The following is a 20,416-nucleotide window of genomic DNA, read 5'->3' as shown; positions in this document are numbered from 1 at the left end:
ACATTCACGGCGGTTCCGCTGACCGCTTGCGCGGCAGAGGAATCCTTAACTGCCCGGGCTCACAGCCCGGCCCACTCCTGGTAGACCTTGAGCACGGCGACGACGTCCTCGTTGCCGAGGCCCTTGGCCCTGGCCATCTCGAAGATCTGGTGCACGATGCCGGTCACCGGCATGACGTAGCCGCTTTCGTGGCCCAGTTCCAGCCCGAGCCGGATGTCCTTCTCCCCCAGCGCCACCGCGAACCGGGCGTGGTAGTCGTCGGCCAGCGCGTAGGGCCAGCGCTTGAGGAAGTGGAACGAGCGCCCGCCCGAGCGGCTGAGCACGTCGAACAGCTCGTGGCGGTCCAGGCCGAGCCGCACGCCGAGGGTGAACGCCTCCGCGGCGACCACGATGCTGCCCATGGCCATCAGGTTGTTGAGCAGCTTCACCGTCTTGCCGTGGCCGACCGCGCCGACGTGCTCGATCGTGCCGAGGACCGCCAGCACCGGCCGGGCGCGTTCCAGCGCGTCCTCGTCGGCCCCGACGAGCTGGACGAGCTTGCCCGCGAGCGCTTCGCCCGGGCCGCCGCTGACCGGGCAGTCGACGACCGCCACCTGGTGCGGCCGGGCCGCTTCGGCGACCGCCCGCACCGTCTCGGGCAGGGTCGTACTCAGCTCGACCAGGACGCGGCCCGCCCAGTTCTTCAGGACGCCGCTGCCGATCACCGCGTCGCGGACGATCCGGTCGTTGGGCAGGCTGGTGACGATCACGTCCGCGCCACCCGCGTCCGCCGGCACGCAGGCGGTGGCGCCCAGTTCGACGAGCCGGGCGACGGCGGCCGGGTCGATGTCGTGAACCAGCGTCGGAAACCCTTGGGACAACAGCCTTTCCGCCACCGCCCCGCCCATGGCACCCAGGCCGATCACCGCTGTGCGGATCATGACAGTTCCTCGCTCTCGATTTTCGGCGCCGTCAGTTCGACCGCCACCTCGGCCAGGCCGGGGCCCGCCGCCGGGTAGCGCGACATGACCGCGGGGTCGTGGCCGGGCACGATGTCGCCCGCCGGGCCCGCCAGCTCGCGCAGCCGGTCGAACGCGGCGTGGGCGCCGCTCACCGACTCCAGGGCCGAATACGGCCGGTCGGTTTCAAGGTTGTCGTAGTAGTGGGCGGCATCGGAGGCGAGCACGACCACACCGGATCCGGTGTCCACCCGCACCACCTGCATGCCGGCGGTGTGCCCGCCGACGTGGTGCAGGGACAGCCCGGGCGCCACCACGGCGTCCCCGTCGACCCAGCGCACCCGGCCCGCGAGGTTCAGCTCGACCACGTCGGTGAGGTCCTGGCTCATCACGACCCGGCGGAACGACGGGCGGCTCGCGCCGGGCCCGGTCCAGAAGGCCATTTCCCGTCGCTGCAGCCAGAACCGGGCACTCGGGAACCGGCCGAGCTCGCCGCAGTGGTCGAAGTGCAGATGGGTGAGGACCACGTCGGACAGCTCCTCGGGCTGGACGCCCAGCGCGCGCACCGCGTCCAGCGGATCCCCGCGCAGGCAGTCCTCCCGGTCGCGGATGCGGGCCACCTCGCACCCGAAACCCGTGTCGACCAGGAAAGCCCCGGCCGGGCCGGTGACCAGCCAGAGGTAGTAGGCCATCGCCCGCGGTTCGTCGGCGGACGTGGCGTGGTGGAAGACCTCGGTGGCCGCCACGCCTTCGCGATGGGCGTAGCGGATGGCGAAGACGCGGAAGCCCGGCGTCATCACGATACCAGCGCGGGCAGTCCCGCCTCCATCAGCTTTTCGGCCTCGTCGACGATCCGGCCGACCAGCTCGGCCACCGTGGGGATGTCGTCGATCAGCCCCTGGGCACAGCCCGCCGTCCAGATCCCGGCGTCCAAGTCGCCGGTGCGGAACACCTCGCGGCCGCGCACCCCGGCGACCAGCTCGCGGATGTCGGCGAACTGCGCGCCCTCGTCCAGCAGCCGCACGACCTCGACGCTGACCTTGTTGCGCGCCACCCGCGCGGTGTTGCGCAACGGGCGGAAGATCAGCTCGGTGTCGCGTTCGTCACCGTCCACAATGGCCTGTTTGACGCGCTCGTGCACCGGCGCCTCGGCCGTGCACAGGAAACGCGTGCCCATGTTGACGCCGTCCGCGCCGAGCGCGAGCGCGGCGACCAGCCCGCGTCCGTCGGCGAAACCGCCCGAGGCGATCACCGGGATGTCGAGCCGGCGGACGGTGGCCGGGACGAGCACGAGACCGGGGATGTCGTCCTCGCCCGGGTGCCCGCCGCACTCGAAGCCGTCGATGCTGACGCCGTCGACGCCGACCGCCTGCGCCTTGACCGCGTGCCGCACGCTCGTGCACTTGTGCAGCACCTTGATCCCGGCCTCGTGGAAGTGCGGCAGGTGCGGCGCCGGGTTGGACCCGGCGGTCTCCACGATCCGGACGCCCGACTCGACGATGGCCGCGCGGTATTCGGCGTAGGGCGGCGGCTTGATGCTCGGCAGGATCGTGAGGTTGACGCCGAACGGCTGATCGGTCAGGTCGCGGCAGCGGCCGATCTCCCGAAGCAGTTCCTCCGGGTTCGGCTGGGTCAGCGCGGTGATCAGGCCCAGCGCGCCGGCGTTCGCGACGGCGGCGACGAGCGGAGCGGTGCCCACCCACTGCATCCCGCCCTGCACGATCGGGTGCCGGACACCGAAGACTTCGGTGAAGCGCGTCTGGATCATCGTCTGTCTCCCGGAGTCAGCCTGGCCACAGTCGCCAGCTTAACAGTTAGATAGTTAATCTGATTGCTACAATCTACCTGATAAACGCCGAGCCCAGGAGGTACCCGTGACCGAAGTGGTCATCGTCGACGCGGTCCGGTCCGCGGTCGGCAAGCGCCGGGGAACGCTGTCCGGACACCGCGCCCCGGAGTTGCTCGGCGACGTGCTCGTCGCCCTCTTCGACCGGACCGGGCTGGACCCGGCGCTGGTGGGCCAGGTCGTCGGCGGGTGCGTCGGCCAAGTCGGTCAGCAGAGTGGCAACGTCGCTCGCAACGCCTGGCTGGGCGCGGGGCTGCCACTGGAGGTCCCGGCGAGCACGGTGACCGTCCAGTGCGGGTCGGCGCAGCAGGCGCACACCCTCGCCCACGGGCTCGTCGCCGGTGGCCTGTGCGACATCGCCGTCGCCTGCGGGGTCGAGTCGATGAGCCAGGTGCCGATGGGCTCGAGTTCGATCGCCGCGCTCGGCGACGGCCGCGGCGGCCGGTACGCCGAGCACTGGGAGGCCACCACGCAGTTCGAAGCGGCCGAGCGGATCGCCGAGCGCTGGGAGCTCGACCGCGCCGAGCTGGACGCCTTCGCGACGCTCTCCCAGCACCGGGCGGCCGAGGCCGTCGCCGAGGGCCGGTTCCGCGACCAGATCGTCCCGGTGAAGGCCGGCGCGACGACGTTCGACACCGACGAGTGCCCGCGCCCGACCAGCCTCGACGTCCTGGGCACGCTCAAGCCCAACCTGCCGGACCGAGCCCCGGCGCGGCACACGGCGGGTTCGTCGTCGCAGATCGCCGACGGCGCTTCCGCCGTCCTCCTGATGACCGAGGAGCGCGCTGACCAGCTCGGGCTGCGGCCGCGGGCCCGGATCGTGGACTCCGTGCTGGTCGGCAGCGACCCGGAGCTGATGCTGACCGGGCCGATTCCCGCGACGCGCAAGCTCCTCGAGCGCACCGGGCTGACCACCGACGACCTCGACCTGGTCGAGATCAACGAGGCGTTCGCCTCGGTGGTGCTGGCCTGGCAGCGCGAAATCGGGGTGGACCTCGACCGGGTCAACCCCAACGGCGGCGCGATCGCCCTCGGCCACCCCCTGGGCGCCACCGGCGGCATCCTGATCACCAAGGCGCTGCACGAACTGGAGCGCACCGGAGGTCGCCGGGCGCTGGTCACCATGTGCTGCGGCGGCGGCCTCGGCACCGGCACGCTGATCGAGCGGATGCGCTGATGCCCGGACCGCTCAGCGGGATCCGGGTGCTGGAGCTCGCCGCGCTCGGCCCGGCCCCCTACACCGCGATGATGCTGGCCGACATGGGCGCGGACGTGCTCCGCGTCGACCGCCCGGTGTCCACCCTCGCGGGCGATCCGGCCAGGGCCGTGCTCAACCGCGGCCGGCGGTCCGTGGTCGTCGACCTGAAGGCGCCCGGTGGCGCGGACGCGGTCCTGCGGCTCGCCGAGCGCGCCGACGTGCTCGTCGAGGGCTTCCGGCCCGGCGTCATGGAGCGGCTGGGCCTCGCTCCCGACGTGTGCCTGCGCCGCAATCCGCGCCTGGTCTACGCCCGGATGACCGGCTGGGGTCAGCACGGCCCGCTGGCCGCGACCGCCGGACACGACCTCAACTACCTCGCGCTGTCCGGCGCCCTGCGCCTGTTCGCGCGGCACGGGCAGCGCCCGGCCACCCCACCCGGGCTGGTCGCCGACTTCGGTGGCGGCGGAATGGTGCTGGCCTTCGGCATCGCCTGCGCCCTGCTGGAGACGTCCCGCTCCGGCCTCGGTCAGGTGATCGACGCGGCGATGGTCGACGGCGTGGCCTCACTCACCGCGATGCTGCACGGCTTCCTCGCCCAGGACCGATGGGTGGACGAGGTGGGGGTGAACTTCTCCGACGGCGGTTCCCCGCACTACGACGTCCACGAAACCGCCGACGGGCGATTCGTGGCGGTCGCGGCCGCCGAACCGCAGTTCTACACGGAGTTCCTGGAGCGGCTCGGGCTCGACCCGCGGACAGTTCCCGACCGCGACGACCCGGCCCAGCGCGAAGCGTTGCGGTCGGTGATCGCCGAGGTGCTGCGCTCCCGGACCCGGGACGAGTGGGAGAAGGTGTTCGACGGCACCGACGCCTGCGTCACGCCGGTGCTGAGCCTGACCGAGGCGACCACCCACCCGCACAACCGGGCCCGTGAGGTGTTCACGACGGCGTTCGGCGTCGTGCAGCCCGCCCCGGCACCACGCCTGCAGCGCACCCCGGGCGCGATCGCCGGCCCACCGCCGCGCCCCGGCGAGGGCTCGGGGTCCGCCCTGCGCGACTGGGGGCTGGCCGACGACGAGGTCGCGAACCTGCGGGCGGCCGGCGTCATCGGCGCCGAGCCGAGCTGAACTCCCGGTGCCCTGTCCCGTCGAACTACGGGACAGGGCACCGGGAAGCCTGGGGTCACGCCGGCGTGGCGATGGTCTTGGCCTGGAGGTACTCGCGGAAGCCGTCCTCGCCGTGCTCCCGGCCCACGCCGCTGATGCCGTAGCCGCCGAACGGCGTGTCCGGCGAGAGGTAGAACGACGGACCGACGTTGACGGTCCCGGCCTTCATGCGGTTCGCCAGCCGCAAGGCGCGCTCGGGGTCCTGGGTCTGGATGTAGGCGGAAAGCCCGTAGCGGGAGTTGTTGGCGACTCGCACCGCTTCGTCGTCGCCTCCGTCGTAGCGCACCACGGTCAGCACGGGACCGAAGACCTCGGTCTGCGCGAGCTCGGCGTTCTCGTCGACGTCGGCGACCACCGTCGGCTCGTACCAGAACCCCCGCCCACCGGTCGGCGAATCGCCACGGCGGCCGCCGACGAGGACCCGCGCGCCGGCTTCGCGAGCCCGGTCCACCAGCCCCTCCATCCGGGCGAGCTGGGCGGCGTTGATGATCGGCCCGACGAAGGTGGCCGGATCGGCCGGGTCGCCCCACGGCAGTCCCCCGACCGCGGCGGTCAGCGCGTCGAGCACCTCGTCGTAGCGGGAAGCGTGGACGATCAGCCGGGTGGCGAGCGCGCAGCCCTGCCCGCTGTTCGACATGCACATGCCCACGGTCATCGGCATCGCGATGGCGAGGTCGGCGTCGTCGAGGATGAGGTTGGCGGACTTGCCGCCGAGTTCCAGGCAGACCTTGCGGATGCCGACGGCGCCGCGCTCGTAGATCCGCTGTCCCACCGCCGGCGAACCGGTGAAGTGGTACATGTCCACCCGGGGGTCACCGGTCAGCGCCTCCCCGGCCGCCGCCTTGTCCCGCGAGCTGACCACGTTCAGCACGCCGGGCGGCAGGTCGGTCCGCTCGTGCGCGACCCTGGCGATGAAGGCCCCGGTCAGCGGGGTGTCCGGAGCCGTCTTGAGCACGATCGTGTTGCCCGTGGCCAGCGCGTGCTGGATCTTCCACAGATCGGTCATGAACGGCGCGTTCCACGGCGTGATCGCGCCGACGACGCCGTACGGCTCGTACCGGACGCGCCGGTCGCTCCGCGGTCCGACACCCTGGTGGGGGCCGAAACCGCGCTCCCACGGAAAGCGCCCGATCAGGTCGTTGAAGAACGACATGTCCTCGATCATCACGTCGATGTGCGCGGCGATGTTCGACACCGGGGTACCGGCTTCGGCGATCTGGATCGACGCGGCCGACGCGCGTTCGTCGCGCAGCGCCTCCTGCAACTGGCGCAGGACGTGCTCGCGGAAGGCGTGGTCGGTGGGCCACGAAGTCTCGTCGGCGGCCCGCCTCGCGGCCCCGACCGCCGCGGCGACGTCACCGGCCTGTCCGTCGGCCGCGGTGCCGACGACCGATTCGTCGGCCGGGTTCAGGACTTCGAACCGTCCGCCGCCCGCCGCGTCGCGGAACTCGCCGTCGATGTACAGCCGGCCCTCGGGCGCCGCGTGTGCTGTCATGGGTTCCTCCTGGGTTCGGGCAGGGCTCAGATGCCGATGCGGCGGGCGAGCTGTTCGCGGTGGAAGTCCGGGTCGCCGAGGAACAGGGCGGTGTTCTTCGCCCGCTTGAAGTACAGGTGGGCCGGGTGTTCCCAGGTGTAGCCGATGCCGCCGTGGATCTGGATGTTCTCCCCCGCCGTGAGCAGGTAGGCGTCGGAGCAGAAAGCTTTGGTGAGGCTGGCCGTCGCGGCCAGGCCGGGTGCGTCGGTCGCGGCGGCCCACAGCGCGTAGTAGACCGCCGAACGGGCCGCCTCGACCTCCACCAGCATCGTGGCGCACTTGTGCTTGATCGCCTGAAAGGAGCCGATCGGCCTGCCGAACTGCTGCCGCACGCCGGCGTAGGCCACGGCCATCTCGAGGGTCCGCTGCGCGCCGCCGAGCATCTCCGCGCTCACGGCGATGGCCGTCAGGTCCAGCATCCGGTCGACGGCCGCCCAGCCGCCGATCAGCCTGGCGGGAGTGGCAACGCACGTCAACCGCCCCTGCTTGCGGGTCTGGTCCAGCACCGGCAACGGCTGCCGGTCCAGCCCCGCGGCCCCGGGTTCGACGGCGAACACCCCGAGGCGGTCGCCGGCACGCGCGACCACGAGCACGAGATCCGCGCTCATCAGGTCCAGCACGAACGACTTGTGCCCGTCGAGCACCCAGCCTTCGCCGGTGTGCGCGGCCCGCATCCCGATACTCTCGCTCGTCCATTTCCCGGCATCCTCCGCGAGCGCGACCGTGCCGATCAGCCGCCCGTCGGCCAGTCCGGGCAGGTAGTCGTGTTTCGCCTGTTCGTCCTCGGAGGCCAGCAGCAGGGTCGTGGCCATGACGACGGACGTGAGGAACGGCGTCACCGCCAGCGCCCGGCCCAGCTCCTCCAGCACGATGCCGAGTTCGACGAAGGTGAACCCGGCGCCGCCGTACTCCTCCGGCACCGCCAGCCCGGCCAGCCCCAGCTCGCCGCACATCTTCGTCCACATCGGACTGTCATGGGAGGCGTCGGCGGCCATGAGCCGCCGCACGACCGGCTCCGGCGAGAAGTCCGCGAGGAACTCCCGCACGACCGAGCGCAGGTCCTCCTGCTCTTTGTCCAGCGCGAAACGCACGGCCGACCTCCGGGCTCAGGGATTGCGGACGGACCGCGCGCGGTACGCCTCGGGGACGGCGCGGAACTCCGCGGTGTCGTGGGACTGGCTCTCGGCGGCCAGCCCGAAGCCGAGCACCGAGACCGCCGCCTGCCGCACCCACTGGTTGAGCACGGCCTTGGTGTCCTGGACCGCCTGCGGAGGCAGCGCCGCGAGCCGGTGGGCGAACGCGAGCGCGTCGGCCATGAGCGACTCGGCGGGCACGACCCGATTGGCGAGCCCCAGCTCGACGGCGGCCGCGGCGGGCACGCGGTCCCCGGTGAGCAGGAACTCTTTGGCGCGCAACAGGCTCGTGTGCAACGGCCAGGTCGCCGCGGCCCCGTCCCCGGCGACCAGCGCCACCGTGACGTGCGGGTCGGCGATGAAGGCGTGCTCGGCGATGAAGACCATGTCGCAGGCGGTGACCAGGGTCGCCCCCAGGCCGACCGCCGGGCCGTTGACGGCCGCGACCACCGGCAGGTGCAGGCCGACCAGTTCGTCGAACAGGCGGCGGCCGATGCGCAGCGTCCGGCGGCGTTCTTCGAGGTCGTTCGCGTGCCGCTCGAAGGTCTCCAGGTCGCCACCCGCGCTGAACGCGCGGCCGGCGCCGGTCAGCACGACCGCCCGGGCGTCGCGGTCCAGGCTCAGCTCGGCCAGCACCCTGGGCAGCGCGTGGTGCAGCTCGGTGTCGAACGCGTTGAGCGTGCCGGGCCGGTTGAGCGTCAGCACCCGGACCGGACCGTCGGCCGTGACCAGGACGGCGTCCTCGGCCATCTCACGCCTCCGTCTCGGCGAAATCGGCGCCGCGGATGATCCGGACCGGCCGGTACACCGCGACCTCCTCGCCTCGCTGGTTCCGGATGGAACAGCGGCTCGTGACGACCCCGCGTCCCGGCTTGCTGGACGGACGCGACTCGATCGTCCGCACCACGACGTGCAGCGTGTCGCCGACGTAGGTGGGCTCCGAAATGTCGAAGTCCAGGTGCACCAGTGCGAGGCCGGTGCCGTGCAGCGCGTTCGTCTGCAGCACCAGACCCTCGGCGAACATGTAGACCAGCCCGCCCGGGACCAGCCGGCCCGCATAGCCACCCGCCTTCGCGTGCCCGGCGTCGTAGAACAACGGCTCGGTGAAGCCACCCAGCGCGACGAAGGTGACCAGGTCCGTCTCGGTGATGGTGCGCGCCGAGGTCCGGAAGGCCGTGCCCGGCGTCATCCGGTCCCAGGTCAACCCGGCCGCCAGCAGTGGGGCTTCCCCGTCGTCCGTCACGTGCAGCCTCCTCATAATCATCTAACCTATTAAGCTCTTTATACACCTTGTGGGAGCGCTGACGCGAGCCCTTCCTGTGCCAGACTGGACACGAGCTCACCGTCACGGGTGAAGACCTGGCCGTGCGCGAGCCCGCGGCCGTCGCAGGCCCGGGAGGACCGCTGCACCACCAGGTGCCAGTCGTCCACCCGGAACGGCCGGTGGAACCACACCGTGTGATTGAGGGAGGTCATCAGCCAGGTCTTGCGCGCGGTGCGCTCGTGCGGGAGCCGAATCGAGGCGACCAGCGTCAGATCGCTCGCGTAGAGCCACCGGCACGCGTGCAGCGCGGGATCGTCCGGCACCGGGGCGGTCGCTCGGTACCACAGCGCACGGGCACCGGCGGGGTCCGCGCCGTCCACCGGCACCGGCCGCAGGTCCAGCGACGGATCGCCGACCAGCCACGACGGCCACGCGGCCTGCCCCTCCGGCCAGCCGGCCGGCCCGCCGAGCTCGTCGGGCGCCGGGACCTCGGGCATCGGATCGTGGTGTTCGAACGCCGTGGCGCCGAGGTGGAACGAGAACAGCGCCGTGAAGATCACCTTGCCGCCCTGCTCGATGTCCACCCGCCGCAGGGAGAAGGCGCGCCCGTCACGCAGCCGGTCGACCCGGATCCACGACGGCTCCGCCGGGTTCCCGGGTCGCAGGTAGGTCGCCTGTGCCACGTGGACCGCGCGGTCGCCCGACACCGTGCACTGCGCCGCCGCCAATGCGCGCGCGGCGGCCTCCCCGCCGAACATCCGGCCCGGCTCGCCGGAAGCCGCCGCGACGAAGACGTCCCCGTCGATCCGCTCCAGGTCCGCCAGCAGGACGAGGCGATCGGTCACCGGTTCGTTCACTTGGCCTCCTAACAGTTAACTGATATAGATAATAGAGCGATATTAGTGTGGAGGACAGGGATGACCCAGCGAACGGCCGCTACCCCCCTGTGGATCGACCTCGTGGCCCGGGCGCTGGAAGCCGGTCGCGACCGGGTGCTGGTGGTGCCCGCCGGCGAGCCCGGCGCCGGGTGGACCGGGGCCGAGCTCGCCCGGCGGATCGGCGGCGCGGCGGCCCTGCTCGACGCGGCAGGCTGCCCGCGTGGCGGTACCGTCCCGGCGCTGATGACGACCCGCCCCGAGGCCATGGCGACGGTCGTCGCGGGCGCCGCCACCCGGCGCCCGATCGCCCCCCTGTCCCCCCGGCTCACGGTCACCGAACTCGCGGACTGCCTGACGGACCTCGAATCCCCGGTACTCCTGTGCGAACCCGGTTCGGCCGAGATCGGCGGCGAACTGGCGCGGCGGTGCGGCCGTCGGCTGGCGGTGGTCGGAAACCTGCCCCGCGCCGAGGCCCCCGCTTTGTCCGCCGCGGCGGACGAGACCGCGTTCGTGCTGCACACGTCGGGAACGACCGGACGGCCGCGCCGGGTCGACGTGCGCCAGGATCGGATGGGCGCCCGCTCGGTCGTCAACGCACGGCTGACCCGGCTGGACACCGCGAGCGTGTACAGCGCGAGCTCACCGTTCCACCACATCGGCGGGCTCGGCGCCTTCGCCGTGGCACTCGCCGCCGGCGCCCGGATCGTGGCGTTCCCCCGGTTCACGGTGGACGCCTGGCAGAGCCTGGGACGCCTGGGCGTCACGCACGCGCAGGCGGTGCCGGCGATGATCGAGACGCTGCTGCGCGCCGACGCCTTCGCGCTCCCCACCCTGCGCCTGCTGCAGTACGGCGCGTCCCCGATCCACCCCGGCACGCTGCGCCGGGCGCTGGCCGCGATGCCCGGAGTGGCCTTCGTGAACCTCTTCGGGCAGACCGAAGGGGCCCCGCTGACCTGCCTGTCCCCGGAGGATCACCAGCGGGCGGCGGCCGGCGACGAAGACCTGCTGAACTCCGTCGGGCGGCCGGTCGCGGAGATCGAACTGGTCGTGCACGAGCCGGACGGGAACGGCGTCGGCGAGGTCAGGGCCCGCGGCCCGCACCTGTTCGCCCCCGGCGCCGACGGCTGGCTGCGCACGGGCGACCTCGGCCGGGTCGACGAGCGCGGCTACGTGTTCCTGGCCGGCCGGAAGGGCGACCTGATCATCCGCGGCGGGGAGAACGTCCATCCGCTCGAGGTGGAACAGACTCTCACCCGCCACGACGACGTCGAGGACGTCGCCGTGGTCGGCGTGCCCGACGAGCGGGTGGGCGAGGCCGTGAAGGCGTTCGTCGTGGCGCGAAACCTCGACGCCCCGCCGGACCCTGCCGAACTACGCGCCTTCGCGCGGACGACGCTGGCCGGTTTCAAGGTGCCCGAACACTGGGAGTTCGTGGCCGCCCTTCCCCGCAACCCGAACGGCAAGGTCCTGCGCCGAGCCCTCACCCAGCCCACGAATTGACGGAGGCCGCCGTGGACCTGAGCTACCCACCCGAGGTGCAGCAGTTCCGGGACGAGGTGCGTGCGTTCATCGCCGCCCACGTTCCGCCAGGCTGGCGCGGTCTCGGCGCGCTGGACAGCGACGCGGCGAAAGCCTTCGTCGAGCAGTGGCGCCGGGTGCTGGCCGAACACGGCTATCTGGCACCAGCCTGGCCGGTCGAGTACGGCGGCGGCGGGCTGGACCGGCTGCGGCAGGTGGTGCTCGTCGAGGAGCTGGCCAAGGCCGGCCTCCCGGCGAGCGGGTCCCAGGACGTTTTCGGCATCAAGATGATCGGCAACCTGCTGCTCCGGTACGGCACCGAAGCGCAGAAGCGGTACTTCCTGCCGCGCATCATCAGCGGCGAGGACAAGTGGTGCCAGGGCTTTTCCGAGCCCGGCGCCGGCTCCGACCTGGCGGCCCTGCGCACCCGGGCCACACTGGTGGACGGCGAGTGGGTCGTAAACGGGCAGAAGGTGTGGACGTCGCAGGCGCAGAGCGCGGACTGGATCTTCCTGCTGGCCCGCACCGACCCGAGCGCACGCGGCCACCGGGGCATCACGATGCTGCTGGTCCCGCTGGATCAGTCCGGAGTGGACATCCGCCCGATCACCATGATCACCGGCGACACCGGCTTCAACGAGGTCTTCTTCACCGACGTGCGCACCGCCGAAGCGAACGTCGTCGGCGAGGTCGGCGAGGGCTGGTCGGTCGCCATGAGCCTGCTGGGGCTCGAACGCGGCGACGAGGCGGCGACCAACCCGATCCTGTTCCGCGCCGAGATCGACCGGCTCATCGAGCTGGCGCGTGAGCGCGGCGTCGACGGTGACCCGGTCGTCCGGCAGCGGCTGGCCCGCTGCTACAGCCGCGCCGAGATCATGCGCCACCTGGGCAACCGCGTCCTGACGCGGTGGCTGCGCGGCGAGCCGACCGGCACCGAAGCATCGGTGTCGAAGCTCTACTGGAGCGAGCACCATCGGGCGGTCACCGAGCTGGCCATGGACATCCTCGGCCCGGCGGCCATGGTGCCGACCGGCCGCGGCCCGCTGCGCCACTACCGCACCGACGATCCCGGCGCCCCCAACTCGACCGCGTCCTGGTCAACGGTGTGGCTGCACGCGGTGTCCGGCACGATCTACGCCGGCACCTCGGAAGTGCAGCGGAACATCCTGGCCGAATCGGCACTGGGCATGCCACGGGAACCCCGACCGGACAGGAACAGCCGATGAGCGACATCGTCACCCGGACCGTGGCCGACGGCGTCGCGGTCCTGACCCTGAACCGGCCCGAACGGCACAACGCGTGGTCGGTCGAGCTGGAGAACCGCTACTACGACCTGCTCCGCGCCGCCGAGGCCGACCCGGACGTCCGGGTCGTGGTGGTCACCGGCGCGGGACGCAGCTTCTGCCCGGGCATGGACACGGCCGCACTCGCCGACCAGGTGGCCACCGGCGTCTCGACCAACCCGCACCTGCGGCAGCCGATGACGACGCCGACGGCCATCGCGAAGCCGGTGATCGCCGCGATCAACGGGGCCTGCGCCGGAATCGGGCTCATCGCCGCGCTCAACTGCGACCTGCGGTTCGTCTCGGCCACGGCGAAACTGACCACCGCGTTCGTCCAGCGGGGCATCATGGCCGAGCACGGACTGGCCTGGACGCTCCCCCGGTTGATCGGTACTTCGCGCGCACTGGACCTGCTCCTGTCGGGCCGGGTCGTCCTCGGCGAGGAAGCCGTCGCACTGGGGCTGGCGGACCGGGTGTTCGCCCCGGACGAGCTCATGCCGAAGACCCTGGAGTACGCGAAGTCGCTGGCGGCCACCAGCTCTCCCGTCGCCATGGGCACGATCAAGCGACAGGTCTACGAGAGCTGGGAGACGTCACTCGAGGAGTCCCGGGTGACGGCGATCCGGTTCTGGATGGGACACCTGCGCGGCCATCCGGACTTCAAGGAAGGCGTCGAAAGCTTCCTCGAGAAGCGGCCGCCGCTGTTCGAGCCGTGGGACCCGGCGACGCCCGCCGAACCCGATCCCCTCCCCACGGCGGACTGACTTCCGTGTCACTTTCCCTATGAAAGTGATGTGGAGGTCAGTCCTCCGTATCACTTTCATAGGGAAAGTGACGGGTCAGTCTTCGTGGACGCCTAGGTAGGAGTTGAACAGCTCCGAATCGAGCAGCTCCGCGGCCGGACCGCCGTGCACGATCCGGCCGCGCCGCAGGATGTACGCGGTGCCCGCCATCGCGAGCGCGCGCCGGGCGAACTGGTCGACGATCAGCAGCGTGGCGCCGTCGGCGGCACGCTGCCGGAGGAATCCGAAGATCTCGTCGACGACGAGCGGCGCGAGCCCCAGTGACGCCTCGTCGACCAGCACCAGGTCCGGGTTCCGCACGTAGGCGGCCGCCATCGCCAGCATCTGCTGCTGACCGCCGCTGAGCGTGCCGGCCTGCTGGCGCAGGCGCTCACCCAGGATCGGGAACGCGGCGACCGCCCGTTCGACGGATTCGTTCTCCCGCCGGGCGGGACCCTGCAGGACCAGGTTCTCCCGGACGGTCAGCCCGCGGAAGACACCCCGGCCTTCCGGGACGTGACACAACCCGCGGGCGAACCGCCGCTGAGGCCGCTCACCGGTGACGTCGCGACCGGACATCCGGATCTTCCCGGACCGCACCGGCAGCAGGCCGGACACCGCGCGCAGCAACGTGGTCTTGCCCGCCCCGTTCGCACCGAGCAGCGCGACGACCGAGCCGGCCGGCACCACCAGGGAGACCTCGCGCAGGACGGCGGTCTGTCCGTAGCTCGCCGACACGCCGTCCACCTCGAGCGCCGGCGGCACGAAAGTCGTGCGGTCGAGAGTGCTGTTCGCGGTCATCGGGACTCCGTTTCGGCCAGGGTGTCCGCCGAGCCGAGGTAGGCGGCCTGCACGGCCGGGCTGGCCGCGACCTCGGCCGGAGTGCCGTGGAAGAGCAGCCGCCCGAAGTCGAGGACGTAGATGTCGGCGCAGATCCGCATCACCAGGGCGATGTCGTGCTCGACGAGGAGCACGCCAACACCCCGTTCCTCGACGACCCGCTGGAGGATTTCCCCGAAGCGGCCGGTCTCGTCGTGGTCCAGGCCGGACGACGGCTCGTCGAGCAGCAGCACGTCGAACGGGCCCGCCAGGCAGCGGGCCAGCTCGACGAGGCGGCGCTGGCCGGTGGAGAGCGTGCCGGCCTGCTCGTCGGCCAGCCGCGTGATCCCGCACAGCTCCATCGCCGACCACGCGGCGGCCTCGGCGGCCCGCCACTCGCCGGGGCGGGCCGCGAGCTGGGCGAGCACGCCGGAGCCCGCCTGCGCGCATTCGCGGCCCAGCAGCACGTTCTGCGCCACGGTGAGCGTTTCGCAGAGCTCCATCCGCTGGAAGGTCCGGCCGATGCCGCCGCGCCCTCGCCGTGCGGGCGGCATCCGGGTGACATCGCGGTCGTGCAGCAGCACCCGGCCGGCGAACCGCCGGTTCAGGCCGCTGCAGGCGTTGAAGGTCGTGGTCTTGCCGGCACCGTTGGGACCGATCAGCCCGGTGATCCGGCCGAGCGGCGCGTCGAAGCTGAGGTCGTCGACCGCGGTCAGCCCGCCGAAGGACACCGACAGACCGCGTACGGACACTCCACTGCCCGCGGCGACCGGCTGGGCGGGCCCCCCGGTCACGATGGGCACGCCGCGGCGGCGTCCCCCGAGCCGGTCGAGCAGGGCACGCAGCCGCCGGGGCATCGGCGGGCCGCCGCCCCGCACGGCGACGAGGACCGCGGCCACGCCGAACACGGTCCCCAGTACCTCGGTGACCCCGTCACCCGGCACGTAGCCGGGGATCACGTTGGTCAGCGCGATCAGCGCGAACCACGGCTCGGCCAGCGGCGCGAGGGTCAGCTGCGCGACCAGCTGCAGGGACGTGAACGGCTGGAAGAACGCGTCCGAGCCGACCGCGAACAGCCGGGCGACGCCGAGCAGCGCCCCGGCGATGCCGGCGAGGAACGCCGACACGCAGAAGACGATCACCTTGGTCACGCTGGTGCTCAGGCCCATCGAAGTGACCGCCGTCGGCGAGTCCGACATGCCCTGCAGGAGCCGGCCGAGCCGGCCACGCTGGATCAGCACGAGCAGCACCGCGACCGCGACCAGCACGGCCAGCACGACGTAGTAGAAGTCGCCGTCCTCCTGCGCGAAGTCCGGCCGCGGCATCGTCCTGCCCTGGGACAGCGACGTGAACATGTACGGCTCGTGGTAGAGCAGCTGCTGCACGAGGATGCCGAAGCCGAACGTCGCCAGGGCCAGGAACAGGCCCGACAGCCGGATCGCGGGCAGCGCGATCAGCGCGCCGACCGGGACCACCACGAGGCCGCCCAGCACGAGCGCGACCACCCAGGGCAGGCCGAGGTCGACGGCGAACTGGGAGAAGGCCACCGCGCCGATCGCCGCGAACGCGGCGTGGCACAGCGACACCTGGCCCGAGGTGCGGACCAGCAAGCCGAGCGAGAGCAACATGATCGCACTGACCAGGGCCGCGAGCCAGTACGACAGGTTGTCGGGACCGACCAGCTGCGGCAGGACGAGCAGGACCGCCAGGACGACCGCACCGCCGGCCAGCCGCACGCGGCCGGGCGCACGGTAGGACGGCGGCGGCCGTTTCTCCACTGTGGACGGACGAACCAGCTTGCGCTTGGGCAGCACCAGCAACGTCACGAAGAGCACGAGGAACGGCAGCGCCGACGGCAGCCCGCTCAGCCAGGGCACGTCGAGGACGTAGTGCTGGGAAACGGCCGAGGCCACGCCGACCACCAGGCCGCCGGCGAACGTCAGCGGGATGTTGCCGAACGCACCGACCGCGGCGGCACCGAACGCCTGGACCACCAGGAAGGTCAGGCCGACCGCGTCCAGCCCGATCAGCGGCATGACCAGCACGCCCGACAGGGCCGTGAAGGTCGAACCGATGACCCAGGCGATCCGCCGCACCCGCCGCGGATCGGTGGCCTGCATCGCCAGCAGGTCCGGGTCGTCGACGACGGCGCGCATGGCCAGGCCGATCCGGGCGAACCGGAACATCGCCGACAACCCGGCCACCGCGGCGACGGCGATGGCCACGATGGTGACCTGCCCCCAGCCGACCACCGCGCCGAACAGGCGGAAGCTCGCCTGCCCGGCCGGCAGCCACGGGTCGACCTGGATGGTGTTGGCCCCGTACCGCAGGGTCGCCAGGCCCTGCACCGCCAGGATGATGCCGACGGTGCCCACGATCTGCAACGCGATGCGCTGCGGCGCCAGCCGGGCGGCGATGCGCTCCATGAGGAGCCCGACCGCCGGTCCCACGATTCCCACGCTGCCGACCAGCGCGATCGTCCAGTGCAGACCGAGTTCGGTGTGCAGCGCGTAGAACGCGTAGGCGGCGACAGTGGCGATCGCGCCGTGACCGAAGTTGAAGATGCCCGACGACTTGTAGGTCAGCACCAGGCCGGTCCCGGCCAGGCCGTAGATCGCCCCGGCGGCGATCCCGGCGACGACGAAGGGCAGCAGCTGCAGCACGGGTGGCGCCTTCCTAGCTGGGGCAGGTGGGCTGGGCGGAACCCGCGAACGCACCGTTCTGGTACTGGTACAGCCAGTAGCAGTTCACCGGCGGGGCGGGCTGGTCGGCGGTGAAGGTGATCGGCTGCGGCAGCAGGCCGTCCAGCGTCTCGCCCTTGACCTTGCCGTAGGCGGCCAGCACGGCCTGCCGAGTGACGGTGTCGTCCGCCTTGCCCGCGCCCGGCGTCAGCGCCTTCTTGAACAGCTCACCGCTGGCCCACATCGCGGTCGCCGCGGGCTGGCCGGCGTCGCTGTCCGCCACGCCCTCCTCGGACATCGCGGCCCGGTAGTCCTTGACCGGTGCCGTGTCGGCCCACCAGGGGAACGCGTTGAGCGCACCGGCCAGCCGGATGTTCGGCGCGTGGTACAGCGTGGGCGAGATCGCCGAGGCCGACGACCCGAAGTAGCCCGCGTAGCCCTGCGCCTGGCAGTCCTTGACGACCCGCACGCCGACCGCGGGGGAAATCGACAGCTGGACGAAGTCCACCTTGCGGTTGACCAGGTCGAGACACTGCGCGGTGTAGTTCGGGGCGGCGGCCGCGACCTGCATCGTGCCCGAGTAGGTCTTGCCCGCGGCCTTGGCGGCGGCCTCGAACAGCGGCACGGCCGCGACGCAGGCGGGTTCCTCCGCGCACGCCACCACCGAGATCGCGTTGCCGCCCACCGGTGCGGCCGAGGCGATCTGCATGTTGACCACCTGCGGGAAAGTGGTGGTGATGCCGAACCAGTTCTTCAGCTTGCCCCACACGGTCGGGTTGTAGCCGATGCCCCCGGTGACCGGCAGCCCGGAGTCGGCGAGGATGGCGCCCACCGCGGGGTCCGTGCTGGTGCTCGCCGCCACCACGGCCACGATCGAGTGATCGGAGATCAGGGACCGGGCGGCGGCCACCGCGGTCGGCGCGTCCTCCTTGGTGTCCTTGACGACCACCTGCACCGGGTGCCCGGCGAGGCCACCGCCCTTGTTCGTGTGCGCGGCCCAGGCCTGGAACACCTTGGTGGCCGACGCCTCCGAGGCCCCGGTCGGGCCGCTGACGTTGGCCAGGACGCCGATCTTGACGGGGGTTCCGGTGAGGCCGTGGGTGTCGGTCGCGGCCGACCCGCTGGCGCCGCACGCGGTCGTCGTGAGCGCCACGGCCGCCAGGCCGGCGGCCCACCACGCCCGGTTCGGAGCGCGAAAACGGGTTCTGTTCATGGGATGGTTCTCCTCGGGCTTGCGGGTATGCGGGGGCGGCACCGGCGCGGACGCGCTCGGTGCTGGAGGACAGCGGCCGGGGATCACCCAGCCGGACGGGGTCAGCCGAGCCGGATGCGCGGCCCGGGCAGTCCGCAGGGACACGGGGTGTGTTCGAGAGCAGCGGTCCGGCCGACCACGAGGTCACGCACAACGTGTGCGCGGTCGCCCACGGTGCTCAGGGTGACGCCGTCAGGACCTTCCGCCAGCCGCCACTCGGCGGGATCGACGTGCGCCCCGGACCGTTGCGGGCATTCCAGTCCGAGCGCGGGTCCGAGCATCGCGAAGACGGCCGGGTCCAGACCCGCGTCACGCAGCGGGCGGATCGCCGCCGGCCGGGCCCAGATCGGCGCCAGCGCGGCCAGCGCCTCGGCGCAGTCGTCCTGCTGCAGCAGTCCGGCGGCCGTTTCCTCGGACATGCCGACGAACGCACGGAACGACAGCAACCGGAGGAAGGTCGTGGACCGCCGCACGTCCCAGCCGTACGGTTCCGCGTTGCTGTGAACGACCCGGCGGTCCCGCAGGGCGCGCACCAGCGGGCTGGCCCACGGCCCCTCGAAGTTGGGCGTGCTGATGAGCACGTGGTCGGCTTCGCCGATGCCCCAGACCGCCAGCACCCGGTGCGCCCACCGCACGTCGCGGGCGAATTCCGCCCACCCGATGTCGAACGGGACCTGCCGGTCGCCATCGAGGTACAGCCCGATACCGAACAGCGGGGACACCGGTCCCCCCAGCGCCGCGGCCATGCTCGCCCTGCTCATGCCCGCACCACCCGCGGGAACTTGGCCACGCTGGAGCTGCGCGTGAGCAGGTCGTCGACGGTGACCAGGTCCAGGTCGGGCTCGACACCGACCCGGTCCAGCACCGCGAGCCGCAACCGGGCGCTCAGCTCGGCCACGTCGGCGGTCCGGGCCGGCTCGTAGCCGACCCGCAGCCGCAACCGGTCCACAGTGGCCGATTCGCGGATGATCTGGAACATGCCGTCCTGCGTCTCGGGAAGGGATTCGACGGCGGCCCAGACCTCGCCGAGCACCACCGGGGTGCCGGCGACCGTCGTCTCCTCGCCGCACCGGCCCACCACCCACTGGCGGGCGTGGGTGCGCCCGCACCCGCACCGCTGTCTGCTGAGCCGGACGAGATCGCCGCTGCGGTACCGGATCAGGGGTGCCGCGCGGTTGTCCAGGTCGGTGGCCACCAGCTCGCCGACCGTGCCTTCGGCGGTCGCCACGTCATCGGCCGGGTCGAGGCTCTCGGCCAGCACCAGGTCCTCCCAGAGGTGGTAGCCGTCGTGTTCCCGGCACTCCCAGCACGTCCCGGTGTCACCCGCGCTGCTGTAGGTGAACATTTCGACGCCCCAGTCGTCGCGGACCTTCGCGGCGAGCGCCCGCCCGAGCGGCTGCCCGGCGAAGGAGGCGCCTTTGAGGGACGACAGTGCGTCGCGAATGTCGTAGGTGCTTTCCAGCCGTTCGAGCTCGAGCACGGTCGGCATCATCAGCTGCAGGTAGGCGGGCCGGAACCGCAGCAGCGCCTGGACGATCTCCTCGCCCTTGCCGATCCACGTGTCGACGAAGATCGGGACCAGGCCCATACCGTGGTAGAAGGTGTCGTAGAAGCCGCGGAACGAACCCGCCGACACCAGCACCTTGTCACCCGGGCGCAGCCCGATCTCCCAGAGATCGCGGGCCGAACACAGCTGCAGCGGCGGGTAGGCGTCCCAGATCTCCGGGATCAGCTCGGGATCGCTGGTGGTGCCCGAGGTGGACATGATCGACGTCAGCTCGGCCGTCGGCGTCAGGAGCATGCCGCCGAACGGGTCGCCGGTGCGGTCCCGGTAGGCCTGGACGTCCTTTTTGGTGAACGTCGGCACCAGCCGGCGGAAGTCGGCCAGCGAGCGGACTTCACCCGGATCGACCCCGGCGGCGGACCACAGCTCGCGGTAGAAGGCCGACCGCTCGTACGCCTCCGGCACCAGCTCGAGGAGACGTCGCTGCTGGATCTCCTCCAGTTCCGCGCGGGGCATGGTTTCGAGGTCGGGCTCGAGGTAACGGCGCTGCTCGCCGGGGGCCACAGTCGGTTCGAGCACTGTGGGCTGCGTGTCGGCCACGGTGGGTACCTCCATCGATC

General features: G+C 71.9%; 18 protein-coding genes. 5 read left to right on the top strand and 13 right to left on the bottom strand.

The window, feature by feature from the left end; genetic code table 11:
- Positions 1-59: 59 nt before the first annotated feature.
- Genes AB0M82_RS27945 through AB0M82_RS27935 form a run of 3 tightly spaced genes read right to left on the bottom strand, consistent with a single transcriptional unit; the run spans position 60 to position 2,706 of the window.
- Entirely contained in the window at positions 60-920 is an 861-nt protein-coding gene (locus tag AB0M82_RS27945; RefSeq protein WP_364727738.1) for an NAD(P)-dependent oxidoreductase, read from the bottom strand.
- Positions 917-1,735, bottom strand: coding sequence for an N-acyl homoserine lactonase family protein (locus tag AB0M82_RS27940; RefSeq protein WP_364727735.1), 819 nt, complete (start codon positions 1,733-1,735; stop codon positions 917-919). Before AB0M82_RS27940 ends, AB0M82_RS27945 begins: the two co-directional genes overlap by 4 nt.
- Positions 1,735-2,706 carry a nitronate monooxygenase gene (locus tag AB0M82_RS27935; RefSeq protein ID WP_364727733.1) on the bottom strand — a complete coding sequence of 324 codons (972 nt, stop codon included), beginning with the start codon at positions 2,704-2,706 and terminating at the stop codon, positions 1,735-1,737. Before AB0M82_RS27935 ends, AB0M82_RS27940 begins: the two co-directional genes overlap by 1 nt.
- A 106-nt stretch (positions 2,707-2,812) precedes the next feature.
- On the opposite strand from AB0M82_RS27935, the gene AB0M82_RS27930 reads away from it, so the two are divergent.
- On the top strand, positions 2,813-3,961 hold the full coding sequence (locus AB0M82_RS27930) for an acetyl-CoA C-acyltransferase (RefSeq protein ID WP_364727731.1): 1,149 nt from the start codon (positions 2,813-2,815) through the stop codon (positions 3,959-3,961).
- The gene (locus AB0M82_RS27925; protein WP_364727729.1) at positions 3,961-5,109 is read left to right on the top strand and encodes a CaiB/BaiF CoA-transferase family protein; all 1,149 of its coding nucleotides are present in this window, start codon (positions 3,961-3,963) and stop codon (positions 5,107-5,109) included. Before AB0M82_RS27930 ends, AB0M82_RS27925 begins: the two co-directional genes overlap by 1 nt.
- Positions 5,110-5,164: 55 nt before the next feature.
- On the opposite strand, the gene AB0M82_RS27920 is transcribed toward AB0M82_RS27925, so the two are convergent.
- The 5 genes from AB0M82_RS27920 to AB0M82_RS27900 are packed head-to-tail and all read right to left on the bottom strand — an operon-like array spanning position 5,165 to position 9,936.
- Positions 5,165-6,643, bottom strand: a complete 1,479-nt coding sequence (locus AB0M82_RS27920) for an aldehyde dehydrogenase family protein (RefSeq protein ID WP_364727727.1) — start codon at positions 6,641-6,643, stop codon at positions 5,165-5,167.
- Between the two features lie 26 nt (positions 6,644-6,669).
- A complete protein-coding gene (locus AB0M82_RS27915) occupies positions 6,670-7,773 on the bottom strand; it encodes an acyl-CoA dehydrogenase family protein (protein ID WP_364727725.1) in 1,104 nt (367 codons plus the stop codon).
- 15 nt (positions 7,774-7,788) lie between these two features.
- Positions 7,789-8,565: an enoyl-CoA hydratase/isomerase family protein gene (locus tag AB0M82_RS27910; RefSeq protein ID WP_364727723.1), complete on the bottom strand. Its 777-nt coding sequence runs from the start codon at positions 8,563-8,565 to the stop codon at positions 7,789-7,791.
- 1 nt (position 8,566) lies between these two features.
- Positions 8,567-9,058 carry a MaoC family dehydratase N-terminal domain-containing protein gene (locus AB0M82_RS27905; protein ID WP_364727721.1) on the bottom strand — a complete coding sequence of 164 codons (492 nt, stop codon included), beginning with the start codon at positions 9,056-9,058 and terminating at the stop codon, positions 8,567-8,569.
- Positions 9,059-9,096: 38 nt separating this feature from the next.
- Positions 9,097-9,936 carry an acyl-CoA thioesterase domain-containing protein gene (locus AB0M82_RS27900; protein WP_364727719.1) on the bottom strand — a complete coding sequence of 280 codons (840 nt, stop codon included), beginning with the start codon at positions 9,934-9,936 and terminating at the stop codon, positions 9,097-9,099.
- Positions 9,937-9,996: 60 nt separating this feature from the next.
- On the opposite strand from AB0M82_RS27900, the gene AB0M82_RS27895 reads away from it, so the two are divergent.
- Genes AB0M82_RS27895 through AB0M82_RS27885 form a run of 3 tightly spaced genes read left to right on the top strand, consistent with a single transcriptional unit; the run spans position 9,997 to position 13,522 of the window.
- Positions 9,997-11,457, top strand: coding sequence for a fatty acid--CoA ligase family protein (locus AB0M82_RS27895; protein WP_364727717.1), 1,461 nt, complete (start codon positions 9,997-9,999; stop codon positions 11,455-11,457).
- An 11-nt stretch (positions 11,458-11,468) separates the two neighbouring features.
- Positions 11,469-12,701 (top strand): acyl-CoA dehydrogenase family protein, encoded by a 1,233-nt coding sequence (locus AB0M82_RS27890; protein WP_364727715.1) that lies wholly within the window; start codon positions 11,469-11,471, stop codon positions 12,699-12,701.
- Positions 12,698-13,522, top strand: a complete 825-nt coding sequence (locus AB0M82_RS27885) for an enoyl-CoA hydratase-related protein (RefSeq protein WP_364727713.1) — start codon at positions 12,698-12,700, stop codon at positions 13,520-13,522. Before AB0M82_RS27890 ends, AB0M82_RS27885 begins: the two co-directional genes overlap by 4 nt.
- Before the next feature lie 75 nt (positions 13,523-13,597).
- Here the strand turns inward: AB0M82_RS27885 and AB0M82_RS27880 are convergent, their stop codons facing one another.
- From AB0M82_RS27880 to AB0M82_RS27860, 5 genes are all read right to left on the bottom strand, one after another.
- On the bottom strand, positions 13,598-14,341 hold the full coding sequence (locus tag AB0M82_RS27880; protein WP_364727712.1) for an ABC transporter ATP-binding protein: 744 nt from the start codon (positions 14,339-14,341) through the stop codon (positions 13,598-13,600).
- Complete coding sequence (locus AB0M82_RS27875) at positions 14,338-17,022, bottom strand: ATP-binding cassette domain-containing protein (RefSeq protein WP_364727709.1); 2,685 nt, start codon at positions 17,020-17,022, stop codon at positions 14,338-14,340. The genes AB0M82_RS27880 and AB0M82_RS27875 overlap by 4 nt, the downstream gene beginning before the upstream one ends.
- A gap of 13 nt (positions 17,023-17,035) precedes the next feature.
- The gene (locus AB0M82_RS27870; protein WP_364727706.1) at positions 17,036-18,253 is read right to left on the bottom strand and encodes an ABC transporter substrate-binding protein; all 1,218 of its coding nucleotides are present in this window, start codon (positions 18,251-18,253) and stop codon (positions 17,036-17,038) included.
- 101 nt (positions 18,254-18,354) lie between these two features.
- Positions 18,355-19,053, bottom strand: a complete 699-nt coding sequence (locus AB0M82_RS27865) for a hypothetical protein (RefSeq protein ID WP_364727704.1) — start codon at positions 19,051-19,053, stop codon at positions 18,355-18,357.
- Positions 19,050-20,411 carry a phenylacetate--CoA ligase family protein gene (locus AB0M82_RS27860; RefSeq protein ID WP_364727701.1) on the bottom strand — a complete coding sequence of 454 codons (1,362 nt, stop codon included), beginning with the start codon at positions 20,409-20,411 and terminating at the stop codon, positions 19,050-19,052. Before AB0M82_RS27860 ends, AB0M82_RS27865 begins: the two co-directional genes overlap by 4 nt.
- Between the last annotated feature and the right edge of the window lie 5 nt (positions 20,412-20,416).

Source organism: Amycolatopsis sp. NPDC051128 (assembly GCF_040682715.1).
Taxonomy (GTDB): Bacteria; Actinomycetota; Actinomycetes; order Mycobacteriales; family Pseudonocardiaceae; genus Amycolatopsis.
This window is presented reverse-complemented; position numbering and strand designations above follow the sequence as displayed.